The sequence below is a fragment of the Nocardioides lijunqiniae genome (assembly GCF_015024225.1).
Lineage (GTDB): Bacteria > Actinomycetota > Actinomycetes > Propionibacteriales > Nocardioidaceae > Nocardioides > Nocardioides lijunqiniae.
In genome coordinates, this window is the sequence record NZ_JACJGM010000003.1 from 65,978 (window position 1) to 92,725 (window position 26,748).

Sequence of the window (26,748 nt, forward strand, 5' to 3'; positions counted from 1 at the left end):
AAGACTAGAACGTGTTCTTTTTTTGGTCCACACCCGTCGTGGCGGCCGCGAGGTGACGCGTCAGGAACGCCACCTGGTGCTCGACGGCCGGCTCGAACCAGTCCTTGCCGGGCCAGACGTCGAAGTGGTCGCACGGGTAGTGGCGCACCTCCGCGCGGCCCTTGAACGCCGCCTTGGCGGCCGCCCGCGGCGGTGCGCTGCGGTCGAAGTCGGCGATCTGCACCAGCATCGGGCAGCGCACCCGCGAGGCGAGCCGGCCCGGCCGGTGCCCGCCGAGCTCGAGGCCGACCGCGGCGTCGATCTCGTTGACCCACGTCGGCCCGGCCAGGGCGAGGTAGTCCTCGTAGAGCCCCGGCAGGGTGAGCGCCGCGGTCTCGCCGGGTCGGCCCACCACCGGCATCATCACCGGCTGCCGACCCGCGCGGCTGCGGACGCCCGCCACCGTGGAGCGCAGGAGCGACGAGGGCGAGTGCGAGGCGAGCGCGTGGCGGCCCGCGGCCACGCCGTCCACGAGCGGGGTGAGGGCGACGACGGCCGCGACGTCGTCGCGGTCGGCGCCCGCGGCGATCACGTGGCCGCCGGCCAGCGAGACGCCCCACAGCACGAGCCGCTGCGGGTCGACGCCCGGCAGGGCCGCGGCCGCCGCCATGGCGGCGCGGTAGTCGGCGAGCTGACCCTCCATCGACACCTGCTGGCGCGGGCTGCCGTCGCTGGCGCCGAACCCGCGGTAGTCAAAGGCCAGGACGTCGAGGCCGGCCTGCGAGAGCCGCGTGGCGAACGGCTCGAGCCCGGAGTCCTTGGTGCCGCCGAGCCCGTGCGCCATGACGACCACGGGCCGGCCGGCCGTCGTGGACAGCGCCTCGCCCTCGCCGGGGAAGTGCCAGGCGTCGCAGTCGGTGCCCGCGGAGCTGAAGCGGAGTGTGGTGCGGACGCTCACTGGTCGGTCCTCCCGTAGATGGTGCGCAGCCAGATCTCGATGACCGCCTCCTCGATGACGGCGCGGTCGCCGCCGTGGGCGAGGCGCTCGAGCATCCGGTCGTTCAGCTCCAGCAGCACGCTGGCGACGGCGGCGGCGTCGACGCCGTCCGGTGCGCGGCCCGCAGCGCGCTCCGCCGCGATCATGGCCGCGACCGGCTCCACGAACGACAGCCGGTCGCTGTCCCAGAGCTCGCGCACCGCCGAGCTCGTCGCGCGCGCGTCGAGCATCGCCCGGAACAGGTGCCGGTTGGCCTCCCACGCGTCGAACAGGCCGCGGATGGTGGCGGTGATCCGGCTGTGGGGCGAGCCGTCGGAGCCGAGGTGGTTGCTGGTCGCGATCGCCTCGTACATCTCCTCCATGAGCGCGGCGACCGCGGCCTGCTTGTTCTCGAAGTAGAAGTAGAACGCCGAGCGCGTCACGCCCGCCCGCCGGGAGATCTCCGCGATGTTGATCGACTCCAGGCTCGGGTCGTCGACGTCCACCCGCTCGCGCAGGATCTCGTCGAGGGAGCCGAGCAGGGCGGCGCGACGCTGGTCGCCGCGGTGGACGGCGCGGGGTGCGGGGGTCATGGGCGCAAGCCTGTCAGCACCGGTGCGCCCTGCTGCTCCGCGCGCCGTACGCCGGCGGGCAGCTCCTTGGCGCGCAGGTCGTGCTCGTAGACGAAGTAGTCGAGCTGCTGGGTGTGCCGGGGCCGGTCGAGCACGTGACCGGTGTACTTCTCCTGGTCCGCGTCGATCACCTGCTCCATCTCCGCGGCAGGTGGCAGGGCGTAGCGCCCCACGGCGTACGCCGCGAGCAGCCGGGCCTGCGCCTCGACGAACGGGAAGAGCGTGGGCGTCGCCTGGGCGAACCCCATGAAGACCAGGTCCTCGATGCCGGGCTTGAACATCCGCTTGAACAGCCGGATCTGGTTGTCCGGAGCGCTGATGAAGCCCGGATCGAAGAACGGGAACGTGATGTTGTAGCCGGTGGCGTAGACGATGATGTCGAACTCGCTGTCCGTGCCGTCCTCGAAGTGCACGGTGCGGCCGTCGAGCCGCGCGACGTTGCCCTTCGGCGTGATGTCGCCCGATCCCAGCCGCAGCGGCAGCTCCACCGACTGCGTCGGGTGCGCCTCGAAGAACTTGTGGTTGGGCTTGGGCAGGCCGTAGAGCTCGGGGTTGGACCCGGTCATGAACTGCATCTTCTGGATCATCCAGCGCTGCCACTTCAGTGGCAGGTGCGGCGAGGTGACGTAGTACTTGTCGGCCGGCAGACCGTAGGTGTACTTCGGCACGATCCAGGCGCTGGAGCGCGTGGACAGCGTGACCTCGTTCTGCAGCGCCTTGCTGGAGAGCTCGACGGCGATGTCGGCGGCGCTGTTGCCGATGCCGACGACCAGGATCCGCTTGCCCTTGAAGTCCAGGGGGTCGGTGGGGTCGATGTAGTGGTGGGAGTGGATCGTCTCGCCGGTGAACTCGCCGGGGAAGTCGGCCATGCGCGGGTCCCAGTGGTGGCCGTTGGCGACCACGAGCAGGTCGAAGCGGCGTACGTCGCCGGCCTGGTCGGTCAGCTCCCAGCCGCCGTCGTCGAGGCGCGCGGCGTGCTGCACGCCGTTCTCGAACTCGATGCGCTGCCGCAGGCCGAACGCGTCGGCGTAGGCGTCGAGGTAGGCCTTGATCTGGGTGTGGTGCGGGAAGTCGGGGTAGTCCTCCGGCATCGGGAAGTCCTTGAAGGACAGCCGGTGCTTGGAGGTGTCGATGTGCAGCGAGCGGTAGGCGCTGCTGTGGCCGTTGGGGTTGCCGAACGCCCAGTTGCCGCCCACCCGGTCGGAGGCCTCGAAGCAGGTGTAGTCGACGCCGTAGTCGCCGAGCATCTTGCCGGAGGTGAGGCCGCTGATGCCGGCGCCGATCACCGCGGCCCGGAGGGGGGTGCTGGGTCGGGACATGTCGGGCCTTCCGTCGGGGCTCTTGCCACGAGACGTGACGACCGGCACGCTAGGGCCAGATTTGACACGCGTCAACAGAGTGGGGCAGCCATGGACCAGCAGAGCGTCGGACAGCGGATCGCCGTCGTCGTGGGGGGCGCGTCCGGCATCGGCGCCGCCATCGCGACGGCCCTGGAGGGCGACGGCTGCCGGGTGGTGGTGGCCGACCTGGCCGTCGACGCCGCAGTCGGACGGAGCGTCGACGTCACCGACGAGGCCTCGGTCGAGGCGCTCTTCGCCGCCGTCGTCGCCGAGCACGGACGGGTCGACGTCGTCGTCAACAGCGCCGGCGTCAGCACGCTCGGGCTGGTGACCGAGCTCGACGCCGCCGAGTTCCGGCGCGTCGTCGACGTCAACCTCACCGGCGCCTTCCTCGTGCTCAAGCACGGCGGCCGGGCCGTGGTCGACGGGGGAGTGCTGATCTCGCTCACCTCGCTCAACGCCCGCCAGCCCGGCACCGGCATGGGCGCCTACTGCGCGGCCAAGGCCGGGCTGGCGATGCTGACCGAGGTCGCCGCGCTTGAGCTGGCGCCGCGACGCGTGCGGGTCAACGCGATCTCGCCGGGGCTCGTGCTCACCCCGCTCACCGCACCTGCCATGGACATCGCGGGCATCGAGGACGACTACCTCGCCAACACCCCGCTCGGCCGCGCCGGCCTGCCCGAGGAGATAGCCGCGGCCGCGGTCTACGTCGCCGGGGCGGCCTGGCTCACCGGCGAGGTGCTCGACCTCAACGGCGGCGCCCACCTCGCGCGCTACCCCGACATCCACGGCCACGTGATGAGGGCGTTCGCATGAGCCGGCACGCGATCGTCACCGGCGGGGGCTCCGGCATCGGCGCCGCTCTCTGTCGGGCGCTCGTCGCCTCAGGCGACCACGTCGTCGTCGCCGACCTCGACGAGGTCGCGGCCCAGAGGACCGTGGACAGCGTGCGCGGCAGCGGGACGGCGAGGGCGCTGCGGCTGGACGTGACCGACGCGGCGGCCGTGCAGGCCGCGGTGGACGACGTGGTGGCGCGCGAGGGCCGGCTGGACCTGATGTTCAACAACGCGGGCATCTCCCTCGGCGGGGAGACCGAGGAGCTCACGCTCGCGCACTGGAACGCGATCATCGACGTCAACATCCGTGGCGTGGTCCACGGCGTGGCGGCGGCGTACCCGGTCATGGTCCGCCAGGGCGCCGCCGTAGGTCGTGGTGGGCACATCGTCAACACCGCCTCCATGGGCGGGCTGATGGCGGCCGGGCTGCTGACCAGCTACGTGATGACCAAGCACGCCGTGGTCGGCCTGTCGTTGGCGCTGCGCTCCGAGGCGGCGGCCAAGGGCGTGGGCGTGACGGTGGTCTGCCCGTCGGCGGTCGACACCCCGATCCTGGACAAGGGGGCGGTGGGCCGCTTCCACGGCCGCGACTACTTCCTCAAGGGCCAGGGCGTCAGGCGGCCGCACGACCCCGACGTGCTGGCCCAGGAGGTGCTCCGCGCCGTGGCGGAGGACCGCGGGCTGCTGGTCACGCCCCGCACGGCACGCGCCACGTGGCTGTTCGGCCGGCTGGCCCCGGTGACGACCCAGCGGATGTCGGCGAGGTTCGTCGCCAAGCAGCGGGCGATGCAGGCGGCGCGCGCGGGGGCGGCGCTTTCATCCCCGCGGCAAAAACTATAACCTGTTCTTGTTTTGCGCGTCCGCACGCACGACCCGGTCGGAGAGAGGCACACGATGAGCGACACGAGGATCCTCGACAAGGGCACGCCGCCCGAGCGCTTCGCGCGCGGCTGGCACTGCCTCGGGCTCGCCGACAGCTTCGGCGACGGCAAGCCGCACCGGATCGAGGCGTTCGGAGGTCAGCTCGTCGTCTGGCAGGACACCCAGGGCGGGCTCAACGTCCTCGACGGCTACTGCCGCCACATGGGCGGCGACCTCACCCAGGGCACGGTCAAGGGCGACGAGATTGCGTGCCCGTTCCACGACTGGCGCTGGGGCGGCGACGGCAAGTGCAAGGCCATCCCGTACGCCCGCCGGGTGCCGTTGCGCGCCCGCACCCAGAAGTACCCCACGGCCATCCGCAACGGCCAGCTGCTGATCTGGCACGACGTCGAGGGCTCCGCGGCCGACCACGACCTGCTGCCGCCCGAGCTGCCCGGTGTCGGCACCGACGAGTACACCGACTGGACCTGGGAGGTCGTGCCGATCACCGACTCCCACTGCCGCGAGCTCATCGACAACGTCGTCGACATGGCGCACTTCTACTACGTGCACTTCTCGTTCCCGACCAGCTTCCGCAACGTCTTCGAGGGCCACCAGGCGACCCAGTTCATGGAGTCCAAGGGCCGCCCCGACATGACCGGCGGCTACGGCGACGCCGAGCTGTTCCTCAAGTCCGAGGCCACCTACTACGGGCCGTCGTACATGATCAACTGGCTCGACGTCGACTACAAGGGCTTCGAGACCGAGGTCATCCTGATCAACTGCCACATCCCGACCGGGCCCGACTCGTTCACGCTCCAGTACGGCATCACGGTCAAGAAGCCCGAGGGCATCGACGACAAGACCGCCGCCTACATCAGCAAGAAGTACGCCGAGATGTTCGGCGGTGGCTTCCTGCAGGACGTGCACATCTGGAAGAACAAGGTGCCCGTGCAGAACCCCCTCCTCTGCGAGGAGGACGGCCCCGTCTACCAGCTGCGCCGGTGGTACGAGCAGTTCTACGTCGACCGGGCCGACGTGCAGCCGGAGATGGTCGACCGCTTCGAGTTCGAGGTCGACACCACCAAGGCCAACGAGTACTGGCAGGAGGAGGTCGCCCAGAACCTCGCGCGGAAGGCGGCCGACGAGAAGGCCGCGGACGAGGCCCCCACGTCGACCGAGAGCGACACGCCGTCGGTCATGACGGGCACCTGATGGCGTCCTTCGTCCCGACCAGCGCCGACACCCTCGAGGACCAGCGCCTCTACACCAGCGCCCGCCTCACCGACGTCGCGTGCCTGGACTGCCTGGCGCGGGTCGGCGTGAAGAAGAACAGCGACCACCACACCTCGATCCAGTGGAGCCGCGAGGCGCGCGAGGCGTGCCCCGAGCTGTCGCGCCGCGACGGGCGCGGGCGCGACCACCACCAGGGGTGCCCCCGGCTGAGCGCCAGCATCGAGTCCGCCGTACGTGAGGGGAAGGTCGACATCGGCGCCGAGGACGGATACTGACCCACCCATGGACACCGCATCCTTCGAGCTCACGGTCGCGGAGGTCGTCGAGGAGACGGCCGACGCGCACTCGGTCACCTTCGAGGTCCCCGACGAGCACGCCGACCACTTCTCCTACCAGCCCGGTCAGTTCCTGACCGTCGCCGTCCCCAGCGACCGGACCGGCGTCGCCGCGCGCTGCTACTCGCTGTCCAGCAGCCCGCTGTCGTACGAGGAGACCGGACGGCTGACGATCACCGTCAAGCGCACCGTCGACGGCTACGCCTCCCACTGGATCTGCGACCGGCTCCGCCGGGGCGACACCCTGCGGGTGCTGCCGCCCAGCGGCATCTTCACCCCCGCCTCGCTCGACGCCGACCTGCTGCTGTTCGCCGGCGGGTCGGGCATCACCCCGATCCTGTCGATCACGCGCACGGCGCTGGCGCAGGGCTCCGGGCGCATCGTGCTGTTCTACGCCAACCGCGACGAGTCGTCGGTGATCTTCGCCGCCGAGCTCAGCGCCCTCGCGGCCGAGCACCCGGAGCGGCTCCAGGTCGTCCACTGGCTCGAGTCGGTCCAGGGGCTTCCGACGCCCGAGCAGATGAAGGCGTTCGCCGCCGCCCACTCGTCGGCCGACGCGTTCGTCTGCGGGCCGGCGCCGTTCATGAAGATGACCGTGGGCGCGCTCAAGGAGCTCGGCTTCCCGCGCGACCGTCGTCACCAGGAGAAGTTCGTCTCCCTCGGCGGCAACCCCTTCGGCGACCTCCACGACGTCGAGGTGGCCGAGAGCGAGATCTCCGCGGCCGAGACCGACGAGCAGGACGCCGCCGACGACGCGGCTGTCGGCGCGCGCGGTCCCGCCCGGCTCGAGGTCGAGCTCGACGGCGAGCAGCACGCCTTCGACGACTGGGAGGCCGGCACCAAGATGCTCGACCACCTGGAGGCGAAGGGCATCAAGGCGCCGTACTCGTGCCGCGAGGGGGAGTGCTCGGCCTGCGCGGTCCGGCTCCTCGAGGGCGAGGTCAAGCTTCTCCACAACGACGTCCTCGACGACGAGGACCTCGACGAGGGCATCCGGCTGGCCTGCCAGGCCCTCCCGGTCACGGACACCGTCAAGGTCACCTACAGCTGAGATCCACGGGCGGGTAACAAAGTGAGCCGGTCTAGCCCACAAAGGCAAATAGACGGTAACAGGTGACACGGAGCGCCGGGACCGGTTAGATCGTTCCCAGAACGCCTCGGTGCTCGGTGCATGGGGACCCGCCGCGGGCGTTCCTGCGGTAGCGCGACCTGTCCCGGCCCATCCCCCCATGTCTCCGGGACAGGTCGCCGCCTCGTCCCGCCTCTCGGGGCGGGATGACGTGCGGCGCGCGGACCTACCAGCCCCGTGCCCGCCACTCCGGGATCGACGCCCGCTCGGCGCCGAGCGTGGAGTCGTCGCCGTGGCCGGGGTAGAACCACGTGTCGTCGGGCAGGGCGGCGAAGATCTTGGTCTCGACCTCGTCGACGAGCTGGGCGAACGCCGCGTCGTCGCCGAAGGTGTTGCCGACGCCGCCGGGGAACAGCGAGTCGCCGGTGAACAGGTGCGGGTGACCCTCGGGGTCGCGGTAGACGAGCGCGATCGAGCCGGGGGTGTGGCCGGCGACCGCGATGACCTCCAGCGTGCAGGCGCCGACCGCGACCGTGTCGCCGTCGCCGACCGTGCGGGTGACCGGGACCCCGGTCTGGTCGGTGATGGCCGCGGCGTCCGGCGCTCCGGCCACGACCTCCGCGCCCGTCGCGCGGACGACGGCGTCCAAGGCGCGGTGGTGGTCCCAGTGCTGGTGGGTGGTGACGACGGTGGCCAAGCCGGCGTCGCCGATGACCGGCAGCAGCGTCTCGGGCTCGGACGCGGCGTCGACGAGCACCTGGTCGCCGGTCTCCCGGCAGGTGAGGAGGTAGCAGTTGTTGGACATCGCCTCGTCCACCGCGACCTTGGTGATGCGCAGGTGCGCGAGCTCGCGCACGTCGGCGCCGCCGCCGACCGTCACCTCGCCGGTGTAGCCCTCGTCGCTCACCATGCCTCGATCCTCGGCAGCGCGCCGCCGTCCGTCGTGAGTCCCGCTCCGTCGTCGCGACCGGTCAGCCACCACGCGAGGTCCGCGACGCTGCCGCGGACGACGGGGGAGGAGGCGGTCACCTCACCACACTGCCACGTGCCGTCCACGTCGTGCGGCGCCGCCGTGAAGGGCTGGTCGCCGGCGTCCCGCTTCATCATCGAGCGCACCACCCGCTGCGAGAACGACGTGGGCCAGTCGGCGCGGGTGTAGCCGGCGGCGAGGTCGGCATGGTGGATCTCGACCTCGCGCAGCCGCATGCCCGGCACGGCGTGCGCGACGAAGGTCCGTCCGCTGCCCGGGGTGCGCTCGACGACGGTGTCCCATCCCGGCTCGGGCACGGCGGCGACCGCGTCCGCGAGCTCGGTCGTCGACGCCAGGAGCCGGTCGCGGAGCTCGCCGGGCTCGGCCGCGGCGAGCTCCTCGATGTCGGCGTCGCGCTGCTCCTGGGACGGGTACATCGGGGCCGGCCGGCCGCTCACGATGCCGGCCAGCACGCCCGCGAGCGCCTCGGCGTTGAGGGCGAGGTGGGCCACCACGTGGCCGCGGGTCCAGCCGGGCAGGAGAGACGCGGCGGCGTACTCCTCGTCGGTGAGGGCGTCCACGGTGCGCACCAGGCGCGAGGTCGCGTCCTGCAGCTCATCGGTCAGGTCGGCGTCGGTCATGGGGCTCATCCTCGCGCATGGGTAACGGTGGGCGTGGGAGTCGGAGATTCCGGGCTGTCGGTGGCGCGTGAGACTCTGAGATGTCGGTCGCGTCGGCTTGATTAGCGCTCGCGGGTGACGAACACTTGTTCGAACCAGACCTAGCCCGAAGGACGGCAGTGGCGGATCAGCTCATCATCCGGGGAGCCCGGGAGCACAACCTCAAGGACGTCTCGCTCGACCTTCCCCGTGACTCGCTCATCGTGTTCACGGGCCTGTCGGGCTCGGGCAAGTCCTCGCTCGCGTTCGACACGATCTTCGCGGAGGGCCAGCGCCGCTACGTCGAGTCGCTCTCGGCCTACGCGCGCCAGTTCCTCGGGCAGATGGACAAGCCCGACGTCGACTTCATCGAGGGCCTCTCGCCCGCGGTCTCGATCGACCAGAAGTCCACCTCGAAGAACCCCCGCTCCACCGTCGGCACGATCACGGAGGTCTACGACTACCTCCGCCTGCTCTACGCCCGCGCCGGCCGCCCCCACTGCCCGACGTGCGGCGCGCCCATCGAGCGGCAGACGCCGCAGCAGATCGTCGACAAGGTGCTCTCGCTCGAGGAGGGCCGCCGGTTCCAGGTCCTGGCCCCGGTGATCCGCGGCCGCAAGGGCGAGTACCTCGAGCTGTTCCGCCAGCTCCAGACCCAGGGCTTCAGCCGCGCCAAGGTCGACGGCGAGACCCACACCCTCGACGCGCTGCTGACCGACGGTCCCAAGCTCGACAAGCAGAAGAAGCACACGATCGAGGTCGTGGTCGACCGGCTGGCGGTCAAGGAGACCTCCAAGCGCCGCCTCACCGACTCCGTGGAGACCGCGCTCAACCTCGCCGGCGGCCTGGTCCTGCTCGACTTCGTCGACCTGGACGCCAAGGACCCCGACCGCGAGATGCGGTTCAGCGAGAAGATGTCGTGCCCCAACGACCACCCGATCGACACCGACGAGCTCGAGCCGCGCTCGTTCTCCTTCAACTCGCCGTTCGGCGCCTGCCCCGCGTGCAGCGGCCTCGGCACCCGCATGGAGGTCGACCCCGAGCTGGTCGTGCCCGACCCGTCGGCCACCCTCGGCGAGGGCGCCATCCAGCCGTGGAGCCAGGCCCACGTCGCCGACTACTTCCTCAAGCTGCTCGGCGCGCTGGGCGACGAGCTCGGCTTCGACCTCAACACGCCCTGGGAGCGGCTCTCGACCAAGTCCCAGAAGTCCATCCTCGACGGCCACTCCACCAAGGTCCACGTCGTCACCCGCAACCGCTACGGCCGCCAGCGCGCCTACTACGCGGCGTTCGAGGGCGTGCGCCCCTACATCGAGCGGCGCCACCGCGAGGCGGAGTCCGACACGAGCCGCGAGCGGTTCGAGGGCTTCATGCGCGAGGTGCCCTGCCCCACGTGCAAGGGCAGCCGGCTCAAGCCGGTCTCGATGGCGGTCCTGCTCGGCGGGCGCAACATCGCCGAGGTCTGCGCGCTGCCGATCAACGAGACCGCCGACTTCCTGCGCGACCTCGACCTGAGTGCGCGCGAGCGCCAGATCGGGGAGCGGGTGCTCAAGGAGATCCAGGAGCGCCTCAACTTCCTGCTCGACGTCGGGCTCGACTACCTCTCCCTCGACCGGCCCTCGGGGTCGCTGTCGGGCGGCGAGGCGCAGCGCATCCGCCTGGCCACCCAGATCGGCGCGGGCCTGGTCGGCGTCCTCTACGTCCTCGACGAGCCCTCCATCGGGCTCCACCAGCGCGACAACAAGCGGCTGATCGAGACGCTGGTCCGGCTCAAGGACCTCGGCAACACGCTGATCGTCGTCGAGCACGACGAGGACACCATCCGGGTCGCCGACTGGGTCGTCGACATCGGGCCCGGCGCCGGCGAGCACGGCGGGCAGGTCGTCCACAGCGGCTCGGTCCAGGGCCTGCTCGACCACCCGGACTCGATGACCGGCCAGTACCTCTCCGGTCGCCGGGAGATCCCGGTCCCCGAGGTGCGCCGACCGCGCACCAAGGGCCGCGAGCTCAAGGTGCACGGCGCGCGAGAGCACAACCTGCGCAACGTCGACGTCGCCTTCCCGCTCGGCATGTTCGTTGCCGTCACGGGCGTCTCGGGCTCGGGCAAGTCGACGCTGGTCAACGACATCCTCTACACCTCGCTGGCCAAGCAGATCTACCGCTCCCGCACCGTCCCGGGCCGGCACCAGAAGATCACCGGCCTCGAGCACGTCGACAAGGTGATCCACGTCGACCAGTCGCCGATCGGCCGCACCCCGCGGTCCAACCCGGCGACGTACACCGGTGTCTTCGACCACATCCGCAAGCTCTTCGCCTCGACCCCCGAGGCCAAGATGCGCGGCTACCTCCAGGGTCGCTTCTCGTTCAACGTCAAGGGCGGGCGCTGCGAGGCGTGCTCCGGCGACGGCACGATCAAGATCGAGATGAACTTCCTGCCCGACGTCTACGTCCCGTGCGAGGTGTGCCACGGCGCCCGCTACAACCGCGAGACGCTCGAGGTCCACTACAAGGGCAAGACCATCGCCGAGGTCCTGGACATGCCGATCGAGGAGGCGGTCGAGTTCTTCGCGGCCGTCCCGCCGATCGCGCGGCACATGAAGACCCTGGTCGAGGTGGGCCTGGGCTACGTCCGCCTCGGGCAGCCGGCGACGACCCTGTCGGGCGGTGAGGCGCAGCGCGTCAAGCTCTCCTCCGAGCTGCAGAAGCGCTCCACCGGCCGCACCGTCTACGTCCTCGACGAGCCCACCACGGGCCTGCACTTCGAGGACATCCGCAAGCTGCTGCTGGTGCTCGGCCGGCTGGTCGACCAGGGCAACTCCGTGCTGGTCATCGAGCACAACCTCGACGTCATCAAGACCGCCGACTGGCTGGTCGACATGGGTCCCGAGGGCGGCTCGCGGGGCGGCATGGTCGTGGCCGAGGGCACGCCGGAGCAGGTGGCGGCCAACCCCGACTCCTACACCGGCCAGTTCCTCGCGCCGATGCTCGACGGCCGGCACGCCCAGCAGCCGAAGCGGATGCTGGCGGCCAGCGCGGCCCCGGAGGCACGTGGTGCCCGCAAGGCCGTGACCGCCAAGGCGCCGGCGAAGAAGGCCACCACGCGCAAGAGGGCCGCCGCCAAGAAGTCCTAGCGGCGGCGGTGCAGCCGCTCGACCAGGTCGTGCGACAGCGCGCCGTAGCCGGTGGAGGCCCAGGGCTCGTCGTCGGTCTCGAAGTAGTGCACGGGCTTGCCGTCGCGCACCACGTCGAGGATGTCGGGGCGTCGCTTCTTGCGCAGCTCGGTGCGGCAGTCCCGGCACAGCGGTACGGCGATCCGGTCGCCGCCGCGCTCGATCGAGCCCTCCGCCGTGGCCTCGCCGTGCAGGGGGTCGAGGAAGCAGGGCGTGGTCGGCTCGAACGGCCGGCCCGCCAGGGCCGCGGTGAGCGCCTCGTCGCCGCGCTCGGCGAGGACGATCGCCCCGACGACGTCCAGCACGTCGACCTCGGCGCCGTCGCCCTCGCCGAGCACCCGGCGGGCGGCGTCGTAGTGGTCCAGCGCCGCCTGCCAGGAGCGTGGCGCGCGCGCCGCGTCCATGTCGGCGGCGTCGATGCGCTCGCCCAGCGCCAGCACCTCGCGATGGGCGCGCCGGGTGAGCTGCTCGTCGTGGGCGTCGCGCACCCGGTCCAGCACGGAGGCCGGGAGGGTGAACTCGCGCCGTCCGGCGCCACCGACGGTCCGCGACCGACCCGAACGGCGCCGGCCGGCGGCGACGGCCCAGACCAGGACGACGGCCAGCACCACGCCACCCACGGTGTAGGCCGCCACCGGGGCGCCGTCGTCGCCGAAGCCACCCGGGTCGGCGCCGGTTCTCGGGCTCTCGCGCCGCTCCTGGACGAGCTCGAGGTACTGCTCGGTCACGGTGCCGTCGGCGACGGCCTCGGCCACGGTCGCCAGCTGCTCGCCCAGGTCGCCGGGGGCGGTCTCCTCGCCGAGGGTCGACAGCTCGTAGCTGTCCGCGCTGGTGCCGCCCAGGCTGTCGCCCCAGGTCCGCGCCTCGAGCCGGAACTCCTGCGCCTCGGCGTAGACGGCGCCGTTGGCGACGTAGATCCCGGGCGCGTCGGACCGGTCGTGGAGCCGGCTGAGCAGGTCACCGGCGTCGCCGTTGAACGCGTCGCCGTAGTCGAGGGGGTAGGCCACGACGAAGATCGGCTCGGGGGAGCGCGCCACGGCCGCCTCGATGCGGGCGACGTCGGCGGCGTCGACGTACCTCGCCATGGCGGGTGCGACGTAGACGCCGGTCGCGTCCAGCGACGCCTGCACGGTCGTCAGCAGCTGGTCGATACGGTCGTCGGCGTTGCTCACGAGGGGTCCTTCTGCCAGGGTCCGGGGACGAGGAACGGGCGACGGCGGGCGAGCCGGACGAGGCCGACCACGAGCATGAGCAGGCCGTAGGCGGCGGCCCCGCCCATCGACCCGGCGAGCCCGCCGGCGATCACCTCACCGGTCGGCTCCTCGTCGCGGGGCTCGACCGTCTGGCCGCGGAGCTGCTCGACGAGCTCGGTGATGCGCGCCTCGGGCTCGCCCTCGAAGGCCATGATGGCCGGGACGTACCCGTCCAGGGTGCCGACGTCGCCGCGGCCCGGCCCCTCCCAGACGACCATGACGGCGCGGGGGTCGATCGCGGCACCGAGCTGGTCGACGACGTCGTAGGGCGAGCCGTAGCCGGCCTGGTTGGTCTCCGCCCAGACCACGACGTAGACGGCCGGGTCGGCGTCGGCGAGCAGGGCCTCGAGCCGGCGCTCGCCGGCCTCGTCGAGCATCCCCCGGCCGTCCTCGGGCACGTGGACGCGGTCCACGCGCAGCTCCTCGATCGCCGCCTTCACCCGGTCGCCCGGCGGCTCGACGGCGGCGATCGGGTCGGTCTCCGCCCGCAGCGCCGGCACGAGCCCGGCGGCCGTGCCCAGGAGCACGGACACCACCAGCCCGACGACGAGGCGCCAGTCCCTCATGACCGGTCCTCGGTGACCCGGCGCCACAGGTCGGGGTCGAGCGACCCGAAGCCCGTGCGCGCCCAGACCGTGTCGCCCTCGTAGTAGGGCCGCGGGGCCCGGGATACCAGGCCGCGGCGGCGGGCGAGCAGCGGCTCGTACCCGCGTGCCGTGCCGCCGGCCTTGCTGCACCGCCGGCACACCGGCACGGTCACCTCGTCGTCACCGCCGACGGGCGCGCTGGTCTCGATGTAGCCGCGTCCGTGCAGCGGGTTGAGGAAGCACGGTCGGTAGGGCCGGTCGGGGTCCTGGAGGAGCTCCCGCCCGGCGCGCGCCAGCACCAGCGCCCCGACGACGTCGAGGACGTCGTCGGAGTCGACGACCTGCTCGGCCGCCACGCGGCAGCCCAGGGCGTCGTCCACCCCGGGGCCGGACGGCTTGCGGGTGAGCTCGGCGGCGAGCGTGTCCAGCGCGCTGCTGGCCTGACCGCGCACGTCCTCGACGTCGGGCATCGCGTCCGACGCCAGGGCCCGGGCCGCCGCGTCCACCTCGCGCCGCGTCCGGCCGGTGGGCCGCGAGTCGCGCCCGGTGGCCCGTCCGTGCGCGCCGGGCGCCGGAGCCGGCACCACCGCGCGCAGCGCCCAGGTGCGGGTGAGCCGCCACAGGGTGAGCGCGACGAGCACCCCCACGCAGAGGGAGAGCCCCGCGACCTCTGAGTGCAGGTAGGCATCCTGGCGCGACTCGTAGCGGGGGCTGGTCCAGGTGGCGTCCTCGGTGTAGGTCTCCACCAGGGAGTCGGAGATGGTGCCGTCGTCGGAGGACGCCACGGTGGCGATCATGGCCGCCCGGCCGGCGTCGCTGGCTCGCGGGGCGTCGTAGTCGTAGTCGCCGTAGGTCTTCTGCAGGCCCTCGTAGATCGCGCTCTCGACGCCGACGTCGTCACCCCCGTAGGAGAACGTCGTGCCGCCGGTGCGCCCGACGGCCACGATGTAGAGAGCGTCCGGCTCGAGGTTCGACTGCAGGCGGACGGCCAGGTCCTCCGCCGGACGGTCGGCGGAGAGCTCGGGCAGCTCGCCGACGAGCGCGACGTAGATGGGGATGTCGGAGGACTCGACGATCTCGGTCAGCGCCGCGTCGATCTCCGCCGTGTGGCCGTTGCCACGGAGCTGCTGGACGTTGACGGGGTCCTGCTCGAGGGCGGCGACGAGGTCGTCGAGGGTGTCGACGTACGCGTCGACCTGCCCGCCGGCTTCCGTCACCCCCACGGGGCAAGGCTATCGAGGTCGGTTTCTCGGCCGGCTCGCGGCTGGTTCTCATGATGCTCTCAGGCGGCTGAGTAGTGTGTCTTTCAACTACTGGACCGCTCTCGGAGGGTACTCACATGGCGACATCAGGACTCAGCAGGCGCAAGGCACTGACGGGCGCCGCCGGTGTGGGGCTGGCCCTGCCGGTGCTCGCCGCGTGCGGCAGCGACGACGACGGCGGCTCCACCGCCACGGAGGACCCGACCCCCTCGTCCCCGTCGTCGTCGGGCTCCTCGAGTCCCTCCGGACCGGCGTCCTCGTCGGCTCCGGCGGCGGCCGGCTTCGCCGCGGCCGCGGACATCCCGGTCGGCGGCGGGGCGGTCTTCCCCGAGGAGGGCGTGGTGGTCACCCAGCCGACCGCCGGCGACTTCAAGGGCTTCGACATCCAGTGCACCCACTCGGGCTGCCCGGTCAGCGAGGTCACCAAGAGCATCGTCTGCCCCTGCCACGGCAGCGAGTTCTCGCTCACCGACGGAGCCGCCGAGAAGGGTCCCGCCACCGAGCCTCTCGGCCCGGTCGAGATCACCGTGACGGACGGCCAGATCAGCCGCGCCTGACCCCCCACGCCCAGGAGGCACGCATGTCCGCACCACGACAGACGCAGTACCGGCCCACCCGTCGCATCGTCTTCCACGGCCTCGGGGCCCTCGGGGTCGCTGCCGCCCTCGCGGGCTGCGGGGGCGGCTCGAGCGATGACGAGGGTGGCGGGGGCGGCGGTGCCGAGGCCGAGGCCGGCACCGAGCTCGCCACCACCTCCGAGGTGCCCGTCGGCGGCGGACTGATCCTCGGCGACCAGCAGATCGTCATCACCCAGCCCACGGAGGGCGACTTCGTCGCCTTCACCGCCGTCTGCACCCACCAGGGCAGCACCGTCACCTCCGTCGAGGACGGCGTCATCGCGTGCGCGGTCCACGGCAGCTCGTTCTCCGCCGCGACCGGCGAGGTCGAGGGCGGGCCGGCGGGCTCGGCGCTGGCCAAGGTGCAGATCGCCGTCGAGGGCGACAAGATCCTGGCGGCGTAGGACCTCCTGCTCCGGCCGGTCGCTCAGACGGCCGGCTGGAGGCAGGTGTCGCGCCAGCGCTCGTCGCGCCGCGACGTACGTCGGTCCAGCCGCCGGTCGAGCAGGTCGCGGGCCTCGTCCAGCCGGTCGGCCCGGATCAGCGCGGCGATCCTGACCTCCTCGACGATCTCGCGCTGTGCGTCCGAGCCGCCCAGGCGAGGGATCGCGGGGGAGAGGGCCGCCAGCGACGCAGCGGCCCCGGCGTACCGGCCGGCGTGCATCTCGCGCAGTGCGGCCACGAGTGGAGCGACCACCTCGCGGTGGGTCGGGTGGGCGTGGCCCGCAGCGAAGCGGCCCAGACGCTGCAGGCCGGCGCCGTCGCCGAGCGCGAGCAGGGTCACCGCGCTGTGCATGGCCAGGAAGGGCGTGGCGGGCCGCTCGAGCACGTCACGTCCGACGACCTGGGCGACCCGCTGCAGGTCGGGCACGTCCTCGGCGTCGGGCGTCATGGACCACCGGATCAGCAGCGAGCCGCTGTCGACCAGCGCGCGGCAGCCGAGGCCTTGCTCGGGTCGCAGCTGCGCGTCGTAGCGGCGGCGCACCGCCGCCAGGTCGCCGAGCGAGAGCTCGTGGAGCGCGGCGTGCCAGGAGAAGTGGCTGATGCTGTCGATGCTCGCCCCGTCACCGGTCACCCAGCCGTCCATCCACGCCAGACCGGCTCGGTGGTCTCCGGTCTCGTAGTGCGCGTGCGCCCGGGCGTGGGCGGAGTGCCCGGCGCTGGGCTCGACCGCCAGCGACCGGCACGAGAGGTCCATGGCCTCGTCGAAGCGGCCCTGCTCCTGGCGGATGAAGGCGAGCAGCCCGGCGTACCACCAGTCGTCGCCGTAGGCGGGTGCTGCCCTCTCGACGATGTCCCAGGCCTGCTGCGGGACCTCGGTGACGCCGGCGAAGGCGATGGTCGGCACCGCCGCCGACAGCAGGAGCGCGTCGACCGGGTAGGTCTCGAGGTGGCGCACGACGGGGGTGGAGTCGCCGCGCAGGTGCGACAGGATCGCGTGGACGTGGCTGCGCTCGCGCTCGGTGGCTCGCGCGGCGTGCCGCTCGGCGTCGCGCATCCGGCCCGCGACGTCCACCGGGGCGCACAGGTCGTGACCGAGCAGGGCGAGGGCGGCGTGGCCCAGGGCGAAGGTGGGGTCGTGCGTCACCGAGGCCGCGATCGCCTCGACCGCCCCCGCGCGCAGCCGGAGCAGGTCGCCGACGCCGCGGTTGTAGGACTCGGCGGCGACGTCCGACGTGGTGAGCCGGAGTCCGTAGCGGTCGCGACAGTGCATGAAAGAACAGTAATCGACGCGACAATAACCACAAAGCCGACACTCGGGCCGGCCGAGGGCGTCCTTCGCCTGTCCGTGGCGGACCGTAGGCTTGAGGAGTGCCACCGCCCCGCTCGTCCCGACCCACCCGCGGGCCGCTGTCCTACCGTCCCGAGCCGGGCTCGATCCCGACGCAGCCGGGCGTCTACCGCTTCCGCGACCCGAAGGGCCGCGTCGTCTACGTCGGCAAGGCGAAGAACCTCCGCGCCCGGCTGTCGTCGTACTTCCAGGACATCGGCAACCTCCACCAGCGCACGGCGACGATGGTCACGACCGCCGCCAGCGTGGAGTGGACGGTAGTCAACACCGAGGTCGAGGCGCTCCAGCTGGAGTACTCCTGGATCAAGGAGTTCGACCCGCGGTTCAACGTCAAGTACCGCGACGACAAGTCCTACCCCTGGCTCGCGGTCACCGTGGGCGAGGAGTTCCCCCGGGTGATGGTGGGGCGCGGCGCCAAGCGCAAGGGCACCCGCTACTTCGGCCCCTACAGCCACGCGTGGGCGATCCGCGAGACCGTCGACGTCCTGCTGCGGGTCTTCCCGATGCGTTCCTGCAGCAACGGCGTCTTCAAGCGCTCGGCCCAGATCGGGCGGCCCTGCCTGCTCGGCTACATCGGCAAGTGCGCGGCGCCGTGCGTCGGCCAGGTCTCGCCCGAGGAGCACCGGGAGATCGTCGACGACTTCTGCGACTTCATGGGCGGGCAGACCCGTCCGTTCGTGCGCCGCATCGAGAAGGAGATGTACGCCGCCTCCGACGCGCAGGACTACGAGCGTGCCGCGCGGCTGCGCGACGACCTGGGCGCGCTCGAGAAGGCGCTCGAGAAGCAGGCGGTCGTCCTGGGCGACGGCGCCGACGCCGACGTGATCGCGCTGGCCGAGGACCCGCTCGAGGTGGCCGTCCAGATCTTCTACGTCCGCGGCGGCCGGATCCGCGGCCAGCGCGGCTGGGTGGCCGACCGCGTCGACGAGGGCGGCACGCCCGAGCTCGTCGAGGACTTCCTGCTCCAGCTCTACGCCGGCGAGGCCGAGGCCGACGCCATCCCGCGCGAGATCCTGGTGCCGGCGCTGCCGCCGGACGTCGAGACCTGGGAGGACCTCCTCAGCGACCGGCGGGGGAGCCGGGTGCAGGTCCGCGTCCCGCAGCGCGGCGACAAGAAGACGCTGCAGGAGACCGTGGCCCGCAACGCCGGACAGGCGCTGGTCCTGCACAAGACCCGTCGCGCCAGCGACCTCACCACCCGCAACCGCGCGCTGGAGGAGATCCAGCTGGCGCTCGACCTCGACGAGGTCCCGCTGCGCATCGAGTGCTACGACGTCTCCAACCTGCAGGGCACCGAGGTGGTCGCCTCCATGGTCGTCTTCGAGGACGGCCTGGCCCGCAAGGGCGAGTACCGCCGCTTCGTCATCAAGGGCGTCGACGGGCAGAACGACGTCGCCTCGATGCACGAGGTGATCACCCGCCGCTTCCGGCGCCTGCTCGACGAGCAGGCCCGCAGCAAGGAGGTCGCGACCGACAGCGGCCCGATGCTCGTGGACCCCGAGACCGGCCGGCCGCGCAAGTTCGCCTACGCCCCGGGCCTGGTGGTGGTCGACGGCGGCCCGCCGCAGGTCGCGGCGGCCCAGCAGGCGCTCGACGAGCTCGGCATCGTCGACATCCCGGTCGTCGGCCTGGCCAAGCGGCTCGAGGAGGTGTGGGTCCCTGGCCAGGAGGACCCGGTCATCCTGGCGCGCTCCTCCGAGGGTCTCTACCTCCTCCAGCGGGTCCGCGACGAGGCCCACCGCTTCGCGATCAACCACCACCGGTCGCGGCGCTCCAAGACCATGGTGGAGAGCCTGCTCGACGACGTCCCGGGGCTGGGCGAGGTGCGCCGCAAGACCCTGCTCAAGCACTTCGGCTCGCTCAAGAAGCTCCGCCTCGCCTCGGTGGAGGAGATCGCGATGGTGCCCGGCATCGGCGAGCGCACCGCGACCGCGATCAAGGACGCCGTCGCCCAGACCGCGCCCACCGGCCAGACTGTGTCCGTCAACACCGCCACCGGCGAGATCGAGGAGTCCTGATGACCCCCACGCGCGACACCGACGCCACCGAGCGGGGCGAGCTCGTGGTCGTCACCGGCATGACCGGCGCCGGGCGCAGCACGGCGGCCAAGGAGCTCGAGGACCTCGGCTACTACGTCGTCGACAACCTGCCCCCCAGCCTCCTGCCGGACGTCGTCAAGCTCGTCGACGAGGGCTTCTCCTCGGCCCAGCGCATCGCGGTCGTCGTCGACGTCCGGTCCGGGTCGTTCTTCCACACGCTGCACGCCAACCTCGCGCAGGGCGCGACCGGTCGACGCACCACCCTGGTCTTCCTCGACGCCGCAGACGACGTCCTCGTACGCCGCCAGGAGGCCGCCCGCCGCCCGCACCCGCTGCAGGGCACCGGACGGCTGCTGGACGGCCTGCAGCGCGAGCGCCAGGTCCTCGGCGACCTGCGCAGCGACGCCGACCTGGTCATCGACACCACCGCGCTCAACGTCCACCAGCTCACCGACGCGATCGGCGAGGCCTTCGGCTCGCCGGAGACGATGCGGCTCAGCGTCAACGTGATCAGCTTCGGCTTCAAGTACGGCATCCCCGTCGACGCCGACTTCGTCGCGGACATGCGCTTCCTGCCCAACCCGTTCTGGGTGCCCGAGCTGCGCGCCAGCACCGGCAAGGACGGGCCGGTGTCCGACTACGTCCGCGCCCAGCCCGGCGCCGAGGAGTTCCTCGACGCCTACGTGCCGGTGCTGACCGGCGTCGCCGAGGGCTACCTCCGCGAGGGCAAGCGGTTCATGCGCGTGGCGCTGGGGTGCACCGGCGGCAAGCACCGCAGCGTCGCCATGAGCGAGGAGATCGGCCGGCGCCTGGTCGCGCACGGTCTCGAGGTCAGGGTCACCCACCGCGACCTCGGACGGGAGTGAGGGCCCGGTGAACGACATGCGCGCCCAGTCGGTCGTCGCGTTCGGGGGTGGTCACGGGCTCTTCGCCTCGCTCACGGCGCTCCGGCTGCTCGTCGACGACCTCACCGTGGACGACCTCACCGCCATCGTCACGGTCGCCGACGACGGCGGATCCTCCGGGCGGCTGCGCGGCGAGTTCGGCGTCCTGCCGCCCGGCGACCTGCGGATGGCCCTGGCCGCGCTGTGCGGTCAGGACACCTGGGACGTCACCTGGTCGCGCGTCCTGCAGCACCGCTTCGAGGGTGCGGGCGACATGCGTGGCCACGTCGTCGGCAACCTGCTCATCGTCAGCCTCTGGGAGCTGCTCGGCGACCACGTCGACGCGCTCGACTGGGTGGGCCGGCTGCTGGGGGCCAAGGGACGGGTCCTGCCGATGGCGCTGACGCCGATGGTGATCACCGCCGAGGTGGAGGGACTCGAGCCCGCCTCGCTGGTCACCGTCCGCGGCCAGGTCGAGGTCGCCTCGACGTCCGGGCGCATCGCCTCGATCGCGCTGGAGCCGGCCGACCCGACCGTCTGCCCCGAGTCCGTGGCCGCCGTACGAGCCGCCGACTGGCTGGTGCTCGGGCCCGGGTCGTGGTTCACCTCCGTCATCCCGCACCTCATGGTCCGCGAGCTGTGCGAGGCGATCGTCACCACCGAGGCACGCCTGATCGTCGTGCTCAACCTCGAGGAGCAGGCGGGGGAGACCGACGGTCTCGGTCCGGCCGGTCACCTCGCGGTGCTGCTGGAGCACGCCCCCGGGCTGCGCCCGCACGTCGTCCTCGCCGACCCCCGCTCGCTGGGTGACGGTGCCGACGAGCTCGCGACGGCCGTGGCGGCGCAGGGCGCGCGGCTGGTGCTCGACGACGTGATGGTCGAGGACGGCTCGGCCCGCCACGACCCCGCCAAGCTGGCCGCCGCCTACGCGCGGATCATGGCCGACGACTGACCGGGCCGTCGCCGCCGAGGGCCGGGAGGCCTGCCCCCGAGGGTGATTGACTCGCGTGCGAGGATCGGCGCATGGCAATGACAGCCCAGGTGAAGGCGGAGCTGTCCAGCACCCAGATCACGAAGACCTGCTGCCGCAAGGCGGAAGTGGCCTCGATGCTGAGGTTCGCGGGCGGCCTCCACATCGTCAGCGGAAAGATCGTGGTCGAGGCCGAGCTGGACACCGGCGCCGCGGCGCGACGCCTGCGCAAGGACATCGCGGAGGTCTACGGCCACGGCTCCGACGTCGTGATGGTGCAGGGTGCCGGCATCCGCAAGGGCAGCCGCTACATCGTGCGCGTGACCAAGGACGGTGAGGCGCTCGCGCGCCAGACCGGGCTGCTCGACCAGCGTGGGCGCCCGGTGCGCGGCCTGCCTCCTGCCGTCGTGTCCGGCGGCGGCTGCGACGCGGTGGCCGCCTGGCGCGGTGCCTTCCTCGCCCACGGCTCGCTCACCGAGCCGGGTCGCTCCTCCTCGCTGGAGGTCACGTGCCCCGGCCCCGAGGCCGGTCTCGCCCTGGTGGGCGTGGCCCGTCGCCTCGGCATCCAGGCCAAGGCGCGGGAGGTGCGCGGGGTCGACCGGGTCGTCATCCGCGACGGCGACGCCATCGGGCAGCTGCTCACCCGCCTCGGCGCCCACGAGTCGCTCATGGCCTGGGAGGAGCGCCGGATGCGGCGCGAGGTCCGCGCCACCGCCAACCGGCTGGCCAACTTCGACGACGCCAACCTGCGCCGGTCGGCGCGCGCCGCCGTCGCCGCTGGTGCTCGCGTCGAGCGCGCGCTGGAGATCCTCGGGGACGAGATCCCCGACCACCTGCAGCTCGCCGGCTCGCTGCGGCTCGAGCACAAGCAGGCCTCGCTCGAGGAGCTCGGGCAGCTGCACGAGCCCGTGCTGACCAAGGACGCGATCGCCGGCCGGATCCGCCGCCTGCTGGCGATGGCCGACAAGCGCGCCGAGGAGCTCGGCATCCCCGACACGGAGTCCTCGCTGACCCCGGAGATGCTGGCCGACGAGGGCTGAGGTCCCGCGACTCCGGGACCTTCGAGAGTTACCCGTTGGTACCGCGGGACGACAGTCTGGTCGTGCGCCCGCAACCGATAGGGTCGAACCGACGGCTCCCCAAGCTCGGAGTCGTTCCACCCGCTCACCGCTAGGAGCAATCGCAGTGACCGTACGCGTAGGCATCAACGGATTCGGCCGCATCGGCCGCAACTTCTTCCGGGCCGTCGTGGCCTCCGGAGCCGACATCGAGATCGTGGCCGTCAACGACCTGACGGACAACAAGACGCTCGCCACCCTGGTGAAGTACGACTCCATCCTGGGGCGGCTCGACGGCGACGTGACCCACACCGACACCGACATCTCCGCCGCGGGCCACACGTTCAAGGTCTTCGAGGAGCGCGACCCCGCCAACCTGCCCTGGGGCGACCTGAACGTCGACGTGGTCATCGAGTCCACCGGCTTCTTCACCGACGCCACGCAGGCCAAGGCCCACATCGACGGCGGCGCCAAGAAGGTCATCATCTCCGCGCCCGCGAAGAACGAGGACGTCACGATCGTGATGGGCGTCAACGAGGGCGACTACGACCCCGCGAGCCACACGATCATCTCCAACGCCTCGTGCACGACCAACTGCCTCGGCCCGATGGCCAAGGCGCTCAACGACGAGTTCGGCATCGTCAAGGGCCTGATGACCACGGTCCACGCCTACACCGGCGACCAGAACCTGCTCGACGGCCCGCATAAGGACCTGCGCCGCGCCCGCGCCGCGGCGACCAACATCGTCCCCACCTCGACCGGTGCCGCCAAGGCCATCGGCCTGGTCCTGCCCGAGCTCAAGGGCAAGCTCGACGGCTACGCCCTGCGCGTGCCGGTCCCGACCGGCTCCGCCACCGACCTCACGTTCGAGGCCGGCCGCGAGACCACGGTCGAGGAGGTCAACGCGGTCGTCAAGGCGGCCGCCGACGGCAAGATCCTGCGCTACAGCGAGGACCCGATCGTCTCCAGCGACATCACCACCGACCCGGCGTCGTGCATCTTCGACGCGCCGCTCACCAAGGTGATCGGCAACCAGGTCAAGGTCGTCGGCTGGTACGACAACGAGTGGGGCTACTCCAACCGCCTCGTCGACCTCGTCAGCTACGTCGGCGAGACCCTCTGACGTGAGCGACCTCTCCTCGCTGGGTGACGTCCGCGGCCGGCGCGTGCTGGTCCGCTCGGACCTGAACGTCCCGCTCGATGGCACGCGAATCTCCGACGACGGCCGGATCCGCGCGAGCGTCCCGACCATCCAGAAGCTGGTCGGGGCCGGCGCCCGGGTGGTCGTCACCGCCCACCTGGGACGGCCCCAGGGCGCCCCGGACCCGGCGTACTCGCTGCGTCCGGTCGCCGACCGGCTCGGTGAGCTGCTCGGCGCTCCCGTCGCCTTCGCCACCGACACGGTGGGGGAGTCGGCGCAGCAGACCGTGGCCGCACTCGGCGACGGAGAGGTCGCCCTGCTCGAGAACGTCCGCTTCAACGCGGGCGAGACGAGCAAGGACGAGAGCGAGCGCGGCGCCTTCGCCGACGAGCTCGCGGCGCTCGCGGACGCCTTCGTCTCCGACGGCTTCGGCGTCGTGCACCGCAAGCAGGCGTCGGTCTACGACGTCGCCCAGCGGCTGCCGCACGCGATGGGCGACCTGGTCGCCACCGAGATCGAGGTCCTGCGCCGGCTCACCGTCGACCCCGAGCGGCCCTACGTGGTCGTGCTCGGCGGCTCCAAGGTCTCCGACAAGCTGGGCGTCATCGACAACCTGCTTGGCAAGGCCGACAAGCTGCTCATCGGCGGCGGCATGGTGTTCACCTTCCTCAAGGCCCAGGGCCACGAGGTCGGCAAGAGCCTGCTCGAGGACGACCAGCTCGACGTGTGCCGGTCCTACCTCCAGCGGGCCGAGGAGTCGGGCGTCGAGATCGTGCTGCCGACCGACGTCGTCGTCGACACGGCGTTCCCCTCGGGCGACACCGAGCCGCACCCGAGCGTCGTTCCCGCCTCGGAGATCCCCGCCGACGCCCTCGGGCTCGACATCGGACCCGACTCCGGCGCGGCGTTCGCCGCAGCCCTCCAGGGCGCCCGTACGGTGTTCTGGAACGGGCCGATGGGCGTGTTCGAGGTCGCGGCGTTCGCCGAGGGAACCCGCGCGGTCGCCCAGGCGTTGACCGAGATCGACGGGCTCTCGGTCGTCGGCGGTGGCGACTCCGCTGCGGCCGTCCGCGCGCTCGGCTTCGACGAAGCCGCCTTCGGGCACATCTCCACCGGTGGTGGGGCCAGCCTGGAGTACCTCGAGGGCAAGGAACTGCCCGGCATCACGGTCTTGGAGGACTGACGCATGGCTGTCACGAGCAAGGCCGGCAAGCCGGCGGGTCGCACGCCGCTGATGGCGGGCAACTGGAAGATGAACCTCAACCACCAGGAAGCGGTGGTGCTCGTCCAGAAGCTCGCATGGACGCTCTCGGACAAGCGCCACGACTTCGCGAAGGTCGAGGTCGTCGTGTGCCCGCCGTTCACCGATCTGCGGTCGGTGCAGACCCTGGTCGACGGTGACCGTCTCTCGGTGAAGTACGCCGCCCAGGACGTCTCGACGAAGGACTCCGGTGCCTACACCGGGGAGATCTCCGCGGGGATGCTGGCCAAGCTCGGCTGCTCCTACGTCGTGGTCGGCCACTCCGAGCGCCGTGAGTACCACGCCGAGACCGACGAGGTCGTCAACGCCAAGGCCCACCAGGCCCACCGCGCCGACATGACCCCGATCGTGTGCGTCGGCGAGGGCCTCGAGGTCCGCCAGTCGGGCCAGCACGTGCCCTACACGCTGGCGCAGGTCGACGGCTCGCTCGCCGGCTTCACGGCCGAGCAGGTCGCCGGCCTGGTCGTGGCGTACGAGCCCGTGTGGGCCATCGGCACCGGCGAGGTGGCCACCCCGGACGACGCGCAGGAGGTCTGTGCGGCCATCCGGGCGCGCATCCGCGAGGTCCACGGCGACGAGGCGGCCGACGGCGTGCGGGTGCTCTACGGCGGCTCGGTGAAGGCCAACAACGTCGCCGGGATCATGGCCAAGGAGGACGTCGACGGCGCCCTCGTGGGCGGCGCGAGCCTCCAGGTCGACGAGTTCGGCGGCATCTGCCGCTTCTACGACATGCCGGTCCTCTGACTCCCCACCCTCTGACGTAGGATTCCTCGCTGTGACAACGCTCTTCACTGTTCTGCTCGTCATCACGAGCACCCTGCTGATCGTCCTCGTGCTCCTGCACAAGGGACGGGGCGGCGGGCTCTCCGACATGTTCGGTGGCGGTGTCAGCAGCTCTCTGGGCGGCTCGTCCGTCGCCGAGCGCAACCTCGACCGGTTCACGGTCGGCATCGGTGTCATCTGGTTCGCCTGCGTGATCGCGCTGGGCCTGTTGCTCGCTTACCAAAACTGAGGGAAGGGTAGACACGTGGCTGGTGGAGGTAACGCCATTCGTGGCAGCCGGGTCGGCGCCGGACCCATGGGTGAGGCCGAGCGCGGCGAGGCCGCGCCCCGCCAGCCCGTCACGTACTTCTGCTCCCGCGAGCACACCTCGGTCGTGACCTTCTCGGTCGAGGCCGTCGCGCCCGACTCGTGGGACTGCCCCAAGTGCGGCCTGCCAGCAGGCCGGGACTCCGAGAACGCCCCGCCGGCGACGAAGGTCGAACCCTACAAGACCCACCTCGCCTACGTGAAGGAGCGCCGCTCCGACACCGAGGCCGCCGACATCCTCGACGAGGCGATCCAACTCCTCCGCTCGCGCCGCAAGTCCGGCGACATCATCTTCTAGGGCGGACCCCGGCCCCACCGGTGGTCGAGCAGCGAGGAGCGCCAGCGACGAGCGTCCGTCGAGACCCCTGCACCTGTGGCTGCCTCCTCGGGGCTGATCTGGGGTGCCGCGCGCGTAGCCGGTCGCGTCTCCGCGTCAAGGATCGCCTGCGGCGCCCGCTTCGCGGCGGCCTGCGGCCGTCCTTGACCCGGAGCCTCTCTCGACCGGCTTGGCGGCGCACGGGGCGACACGGGCTTCGCCCGCGCCGCCCGCGCAATGCGCGGCACCCTCCGGCTGGTGAGGCTCGTGGGGCTGGTGTGACTGGTGGTGCGACTTGTGACACTCAGCGTCGGCAGTTGGTCACGACCTCGGCCCAGCCAAGCGTGAAGACGTCGGCGTGAGGCGCGAACTGCCGACATAGGTGACCGATGGGCAGGGCTAGCTCGCGGGCCGAC

At 71.9% G+C, this 26,748-nt stretch carries 26 protein-coding genes; 17 read left to right on the forward strand and 9 right to left on the reverse strand.

Features of this window, described 5'->3' with window-relative positions; translation table 11 throughout:
* Positions 1 to 4: 4 nt before the first annotated feature.
* The 3 genes from IRQ30_RS02660 to IRQ30_RS02670 are packed head-to-tail and all read right to left on the reverse strand — an operon-like array spanning position 5 to position 2,906.
* Positions 5 to 937, reverse strand: a complete 933-nt coding sequence (locus IRQ30_RS02660; RefSeq protein WP_193611511.1) for an alpha/beta fold hydrolase — start codon at positions 935 to 937, stop codon at positions 5 to 7.
* Positions 934 to 1,548 carry a TetR/AcrR family transcriptional regulator gene (locus IRQ30_RS02665; protein WP_193608963.1) on the reverse strand — a complete coding sequence of 205 codons (615 nt, stop codon included), beginning with the start codon at positions 1,546 to 1,548 and terminating at the stop codon, positions 934 to 936. The genes IRQ30_RS02660 and IRQ30_RS02665 overlap by 4 nt, the downstream gene beginning before the upstream one ends.
* Positions 1,545 to 2,906 (reverse strand): flavin-containing monooxygenase, encoded by a 1,362-nt coding sequence (locus IRQ30_RS02670; RefSeq protein ID WP_193611512.1) that lies wholly within the window; start codon positions 2,904 to 2,906, stop codon positions 1,545 to 1,547. Before IRQ30_RS02670 ends, IRQ30_RS02665 begins: the two co-directional genes overlap by 4 nt.
* A 90-nt stretch (positions 2,907 to 2,996) precedes the next feature.
* On the opposite strand from IRQ30_RS02670, the gene IRQ30_RS02675 reads away from it, so the two are divergent.
* Genes IRQ30_RS02675 through IRQ30_RS02695 form a run of 5 tightly spaced genes read left to right on the forward strand, consistent with a single transcriptional unit; the run spans position 2,997 to position 7,246 of the window.
* Positions 2,997 to 3,743, forward strand: coding sequence for an SDR family NAD(P)-dependent oxidoreductase (locus IRQ30_RS02675; protein ID WP_193611513.1), 747 nt, complete (start codon positions 2,997 to 2,999; stop codon positions 3,741 to 3,743).
* Complete coding sequence (locus IRQ30_RS02680) at positions 3,740 to 4,603, forward strand: SDR family NAD(P)-dependent oxidoreductase (RefSeq protein WP_193611514.1); 864 nt, start codon at positions 3,740 to 3,742, stop codon at positions 4,601 to 4,603. The genes IRQ30_RS02675 and IRQ30_RS02680 overlap by 4 nt, the downstream gene beginning before the upstream one ends.
* A 54-nt stretch (positions 4,604 to 4,657) precedes the next feature.
* Positions 4,658 to 5,839, forward strand: a complete 1,182-nt coding sequence (locus IRQ30_RS02685) for a 3-ketosteroid-9-alpha-monooxygenase, oxygenase component (RefSeq protein ID WP_193611515.1) — start codon at positions 4,658 to 4,660, stop codon at positions 5,837 to 5,839.
* A complete protein-coding gene (locus tag IRQ30_RS02690) occupies positions 5,839 to 6,135 on the forward strand; it encodes a hypothetical protein (protein WP_193611516.1) in 297 nt (98 codons plus the stop codon). Before IRQ30_RS02685 ends, IRQ30_RS02690 begins: the two co-directional genes overlap by 1 nt.
* A gap of 7 nt (positions 6,136 to 6,142) precedes the next feature.
* The gene (locus IRQ30_RS02695) at positions 6,143 to 7,246 is read left to right on the forward strand and encodes a 2Fe-2S iron-sulfur cluster-binding protein (protein WP_193611517.1); all 1,104 of its coding nucleotides are present in this window, start codon (positions 6,143 to 6,145) and stop codon (positions 7,244 to 7,246) included.
* A 244-nt stretch (positions 7,247 to 7,490) separates the two neighbouring features.
* On the opposite strand, the gene IRQ30_RS02700 is transcribed toward IRQ30_RS02695, so the two are convergent.
* Both IRQ30_RS02700 and IRQ30_RS02705 read right to left on the reverse strand, forming a co-directional pair.
* Entirely contained in the window at positions 7,491 to 8,174 is a 684-nt protein-coding gene (locus IRQ30_RS02700; RefSeq protein ID WP_193611518.1) for an MBL fold metallo-hydrolase, read from the reverse strand.
* A complete protein-coding gene (locus tag IRQ30_RS02705; protein WP_193611519.1) occupies positions 8,168 to 8,875 on the reverse strand; it encodes a maleylpyruvate isomerase family mycothiol-dependent enzyme in 708 nt (235 codons plus the stop codon). Before IRQ30_RS02705 ends, IRQ30_RS02700 begins: the two co-directional genes overlap by 7 nt.
* 158 nt (positions 8,876 to 9,033) lie before the next feature.
* Between IRQ30_RS02705 and uvrA the strand changes: the two genes are divergently transcribed.
* Complete coding sequence (gene uvrA / locus IRQ30_RS02710) at positions 9,034 to 12,024, forward strand: excinuclease ABC subunit UvrA (RefSeq protein ID WP_193611520.1); 2,991 nt, start codon at positions 9,034 to 9,036, stop codon at positions 12,022 to 12,024.
* Here the strand turns inward: uvrA and IRQ30_RS02715 are convergent.
* The 3 genes from IRQ30_RS02715 to IRQ30_RS02725 are packed head-to-tail and all read right to left on the reverse strand — an operon-like array spanning position 12,021 to position 15,126.
* Entirely contained in the window at positions 12,021 to 13,235 is a 1,215-nt protein-coding gene (locus IRQ30_RS02715) for a hypothetical protein (RefSeq protein WP_193611521.1), read from the reverse strand. The two genes, uvrA and IRQ30_RS02715, sit on opposite strands and share 4 nt — an antisense overlap.
* The gene (locus IRQ30_RS02720; protein WP_193611522.1) at positions 13,232 to 13,882 is read right to left on the reverse strand and encodes a hypothetical protein; all 651 of its coding nucleotides are present in this window, start codon (positions 13,880 to 13,882) and stop codon (positions 13,232 to 13,234) included. The genes IRQ30_RS02715 and IRQ30_RS02720 overlap by 4 nt, the downstream gene beginning before the upstream one ends.
* Positions 13,879 to 15,126, reverse strand: a complete 1,248-nt coding sequence (locus IRQ30_RS02725) for a hypothetical protein (protein WP_193611523.1) — start codon at positions 15,124 to 15,126, stop codon at positions 13,879 to 13,881. The genes IRQ30_RS02720 and IRQ30_RS02725 overlap by 4 nt, the downstream gene beginning before the upstream one ends.
* Before the next feature lie 116 nt (positions 15,127 to 15,242).
* Here IRQ30_RS02725 and IRQ30_RS02730 point away from each other — a divergent pair, with 116 nt between their 5' ends.
* Positions 15,243 to 15,722 (forward strand): Rieske (2Fe-2S) protein, encoded by a 480-nt coding sequence (locus IRQ30_RS02730; protein WP_193611524.1) that lies wholly within the window; start codon positions 15,243 to 15,245, stop codon positions 15,720 to 15,722.
* A gap of 23 nt (positions 15,723 to 15,745) precedes the next feature.
* Positions 15,746 to 16,186 carry a Rieske (2Fe-2S) protein gene (locus IRQ30_RS02735; RefSeq protein WP_193611525.1) on the forward strand — a complete coding sequence of 147 codons (441 nt, stop codon included), beginning with the start codon at positions 15,746 to 15,748 and terminating at the stop codon, positions 16,184 to 16,186.
* Between the two features lie 23 nt (positions 16,187 to 16,209).
* Here the strand turns inward: IRQ30_RS02735 and IRQ30_RS02740 are convergent, their stop codons facing one another.
* A complete protein-coding gene (locus tag IRQ30_RS02740; RefSeq protein ID WP_193611526.1) occupies positions 16,210 to 17,496 on the reverse strand; it encodes a tetratricopeptide repeat protein in 1,287 nt (428 codons plus the stop codon).
* Positions 17,497 to 17,594: 98 nt separating this feature from the next.
* Here IRQ30_RS02740 and uvrC point away from each other — a divergent pair, with 98 nt between their 5' ends.
* The 9 genes from uvrC (at position 17,595) to IRQ30_RS02785 (ending at position 26,314) form a co-directional block, all read left to right on the forward strand.
* Positions 17,595 to 19,592 (forward strand): excinuclease ABC subunit UvrC, encoded by a 1,998-nt coding sequence (gene uvrC, locus IRQ30_RS02745; RefSeq protein WP_193607041.1) that lies wholly within the window; start codon positions 17,595 to 17,597, stop codon positions 19,590 to 19,592.
* A complete protein-coding gene (rapZ, locus tag IRQ30_RS02750) occupies positions 19,592 to 20,479 on the forward strand; it encodes an RNase adapter RapZ (RefSeq protein WP_193611527.1) in 888 nt (295 codons plus the stop codon). Before uvrC ends, rapZ begins: the two co-directional genes overlap by 1 nt.
* 16 nt (positions 20,480 to 20,495) lie before the next feature.
* Positions 20,496 to 21,449, forward strand: a complete 954-nt coding sequence (locus IRQ30_RS02755) for a gluconeogenesis factor YvcK family protein (RefSeq protein WP_193611642.1) — start codon at positions 20,496 to 20,498, stop codon at positions 21,447 to 21,449.
* A 71-nt stretch (positions 21,450 to 21,520) separates the two neighbouring features.
* On the forward strand, positions 21,521 to 22,507 hold the full coding sequence (gene whiA, locus IRQ30_RS02760; RefSeq protein WP_134739104.1) for a DNA-binding protein WhiA: 987 nt from the start codon (positions 21,521 to 21,523) through the stop codon (positions 22,505 to 22,507).
* A gap of 145 nt (positions 22,508 to 22,652) precedes the next feature.
* Complete coding sequence (gap, locus tag IRQ30_RS02765; RefSeq protein ID WP_193607039.1) at positions 22,653 to 23,648, forward strand: type I glyceraldehyde-3-phosphate dehydrogenase; 996 nt, start codon at positions 22,653 to 22,655, stop codon at positions 23,646 to 23,648.
* A 1-nt stretch (position 23,649) separates the two neighbouring features.
* A complete protein-coding gene (locus IRQ30_RS02770; RefSeq protein ID WP_193611528.1) occupies positions 23,650 to 24,849 on the forward strand; it encodes a phosphoglycerate kinase in 1,200 nt (399 codons plus the stop codon).
* 3 nt (positions 24,850 to 24,852) lie between these two features.
* Positions 24,853 to 25,671, forward strand: a complete 819-nt coding sequence (gene tpiA / locus IRQ30_RS02775; protein WP_227466884.1) for a triose-phosphate isomerase — start codon at positions 24,853 to 24,855, stop codon at positions 25,669 to 25,671.
* 31 nt (positions 25,672 to 25,702) lie between these two features.
* Positions 25,703 to 25,939 carry a preprotein translocase subunit SecG gene (gene secG / locus IRQ30_RS02780; RefSeq protein ID WP_193607037.1) on the forward strand — a complete coding sequence of 79 codons (237 nt, stop codon included), beginning with the start codon at positions 25,703 to 25,705 and terminating at the stop codon, positions 25,937 to 25,939.
* 15 nt (positions 25,940 to 25,954) lie between these two features.
* Positions 25,955 to 26,314: an RNA polymerase-binding protein RbpA gene (locus tag IRQ30_RS02785; RefSeq protein ID WP_193607036.1), complete on the forward strand. Its 360-nt coding sequence runs from the start codon at positions 25,955 to 25,957 to the stop codon at positions 26,312 to 26,314.
* The last annotated feature ends 434 nt before the right edge of the window (positions 26,315 to 26,748 follow it).

Bases quoted from the DNA above. Each gene is read 5' to 3' on its own strand.
- IRQ30_RS02665 (WP_193608963.1), bottom strand. From the start codon at position 1,548: ATGACCCCCGCACCCCGCGCCGTCCACCGCGGCGACCAGCGTCGCGCC.
- IRQ30_RS02670 (WP_193611512.1), bottom strand. From the start codon at position 2,906: ATGTCCCGACCCAGCACCCCCCTCCGGGCCGCGGTGATCGGCGCCGGC.
- IRQ30_RS02675 (WP_193611513.1), top strand. From the start codon at position 2,997: ATGGACCAGCAGAGCGTCGGACAGCGGATCGCCGTCGTCGTGGGGGGC.
- IRQ30_RS02680 (WP_193611514.1), top strand. From the start codon at position 3,740: ATGAGCCGGCACGCGATCGTCACCGGCGGGGGCTCCGGCATCGGCGCC.
- IRQ30_RS02685 (WP_193611515.1), top strand. From the start codon at position 4,658: ATGAGCGACACGAGGATCCTCGACAAGGGCACGCCGCCCGAGCGCTTC.
- IRQ30_RS02690 (WP_193611516.1), top strand. From the start codon at position 5,839: ATGGCGTCCTTCGTCCCGACCAGCGCCGACACCCTCGAGGACCAGCGC.
- IRQ30_RS02695 (WP_193611517.1), top strand. From the start codon at position 6,143: ATGGACACCGCATCCTTCGAGCTCACGGTCGCGGAGGTCGTCGAGGAG.
- IRQ30_RS02700 (WP_193611518.1), bottom strand. From the start codon at position 8,174: ATGGTGAGCGACGAGGGCTACACCGGCGAGGTGACGGTCGGCGGCGGC.
- IRQ30_RS02705 (WP_193611519.1), bottom strand. From the start codon at position 8,875: ATGACCGACGCCGACCTGACCGATGAGCTGCAGGACGCGACCTCGCGC.
- IRQ30_RS02720 (WP_193611522.1), bottom strand. From the start codon at position 13,882: ATGAGGGACTGGCGCCTCGTCGTCGGGCTGGTGGTGTCCGTGCTCCTG.
- IRQ30_RS02730 (WP_193611524.1), top strand. From the start codon at position 15,243: ATGGCGACATCAGGACTCAGCAGGCGCAAGGCACTGACGGGCGCCGCC.
- IRQ30_RS02735 (WP_193611525.1), top strand. From the start codon at position 15,746: ATGTCCGCACCACGACAGACGCAGTACCGGCCCACCCGTCGCATCGTC.
- IRQ30_RS02740 (WP_193611526.1), bottom strand. From the start codon at position 17,496: ATGCACTGTCGCGACCGCTACGGACTCCGGCTCACCACGTCGGACGTC.
- rapZ (WP_193611527.1), top strand. From the start codon at position 19,592: ATGACCCCCACGCGCGACACCGACGCCACCGAGCGGGGCGAGCTCGTG.
- IRQ30_RS02755 (WP_193611642.1), top strand. From the start codon at position 20,496: ATGCGCGCCCAGTCGGTCGTCGCGTTCGGGGGTGGTCACGGGCTCTTC.
- whiA (WP_134739104.1), top strand. From the start codon at position 21,521: ATGGCAATGACAGCCCAGGTGAAGGCGGAGCTGTCCAGCACCCAGATC.
- tpiA (WP_227466884.1), top strand. From the start codon at position 24,853: ATGGCTGTCACGAGCAAGGCCGGCAAGCCGGCGGGTCGCACGCCGCTG.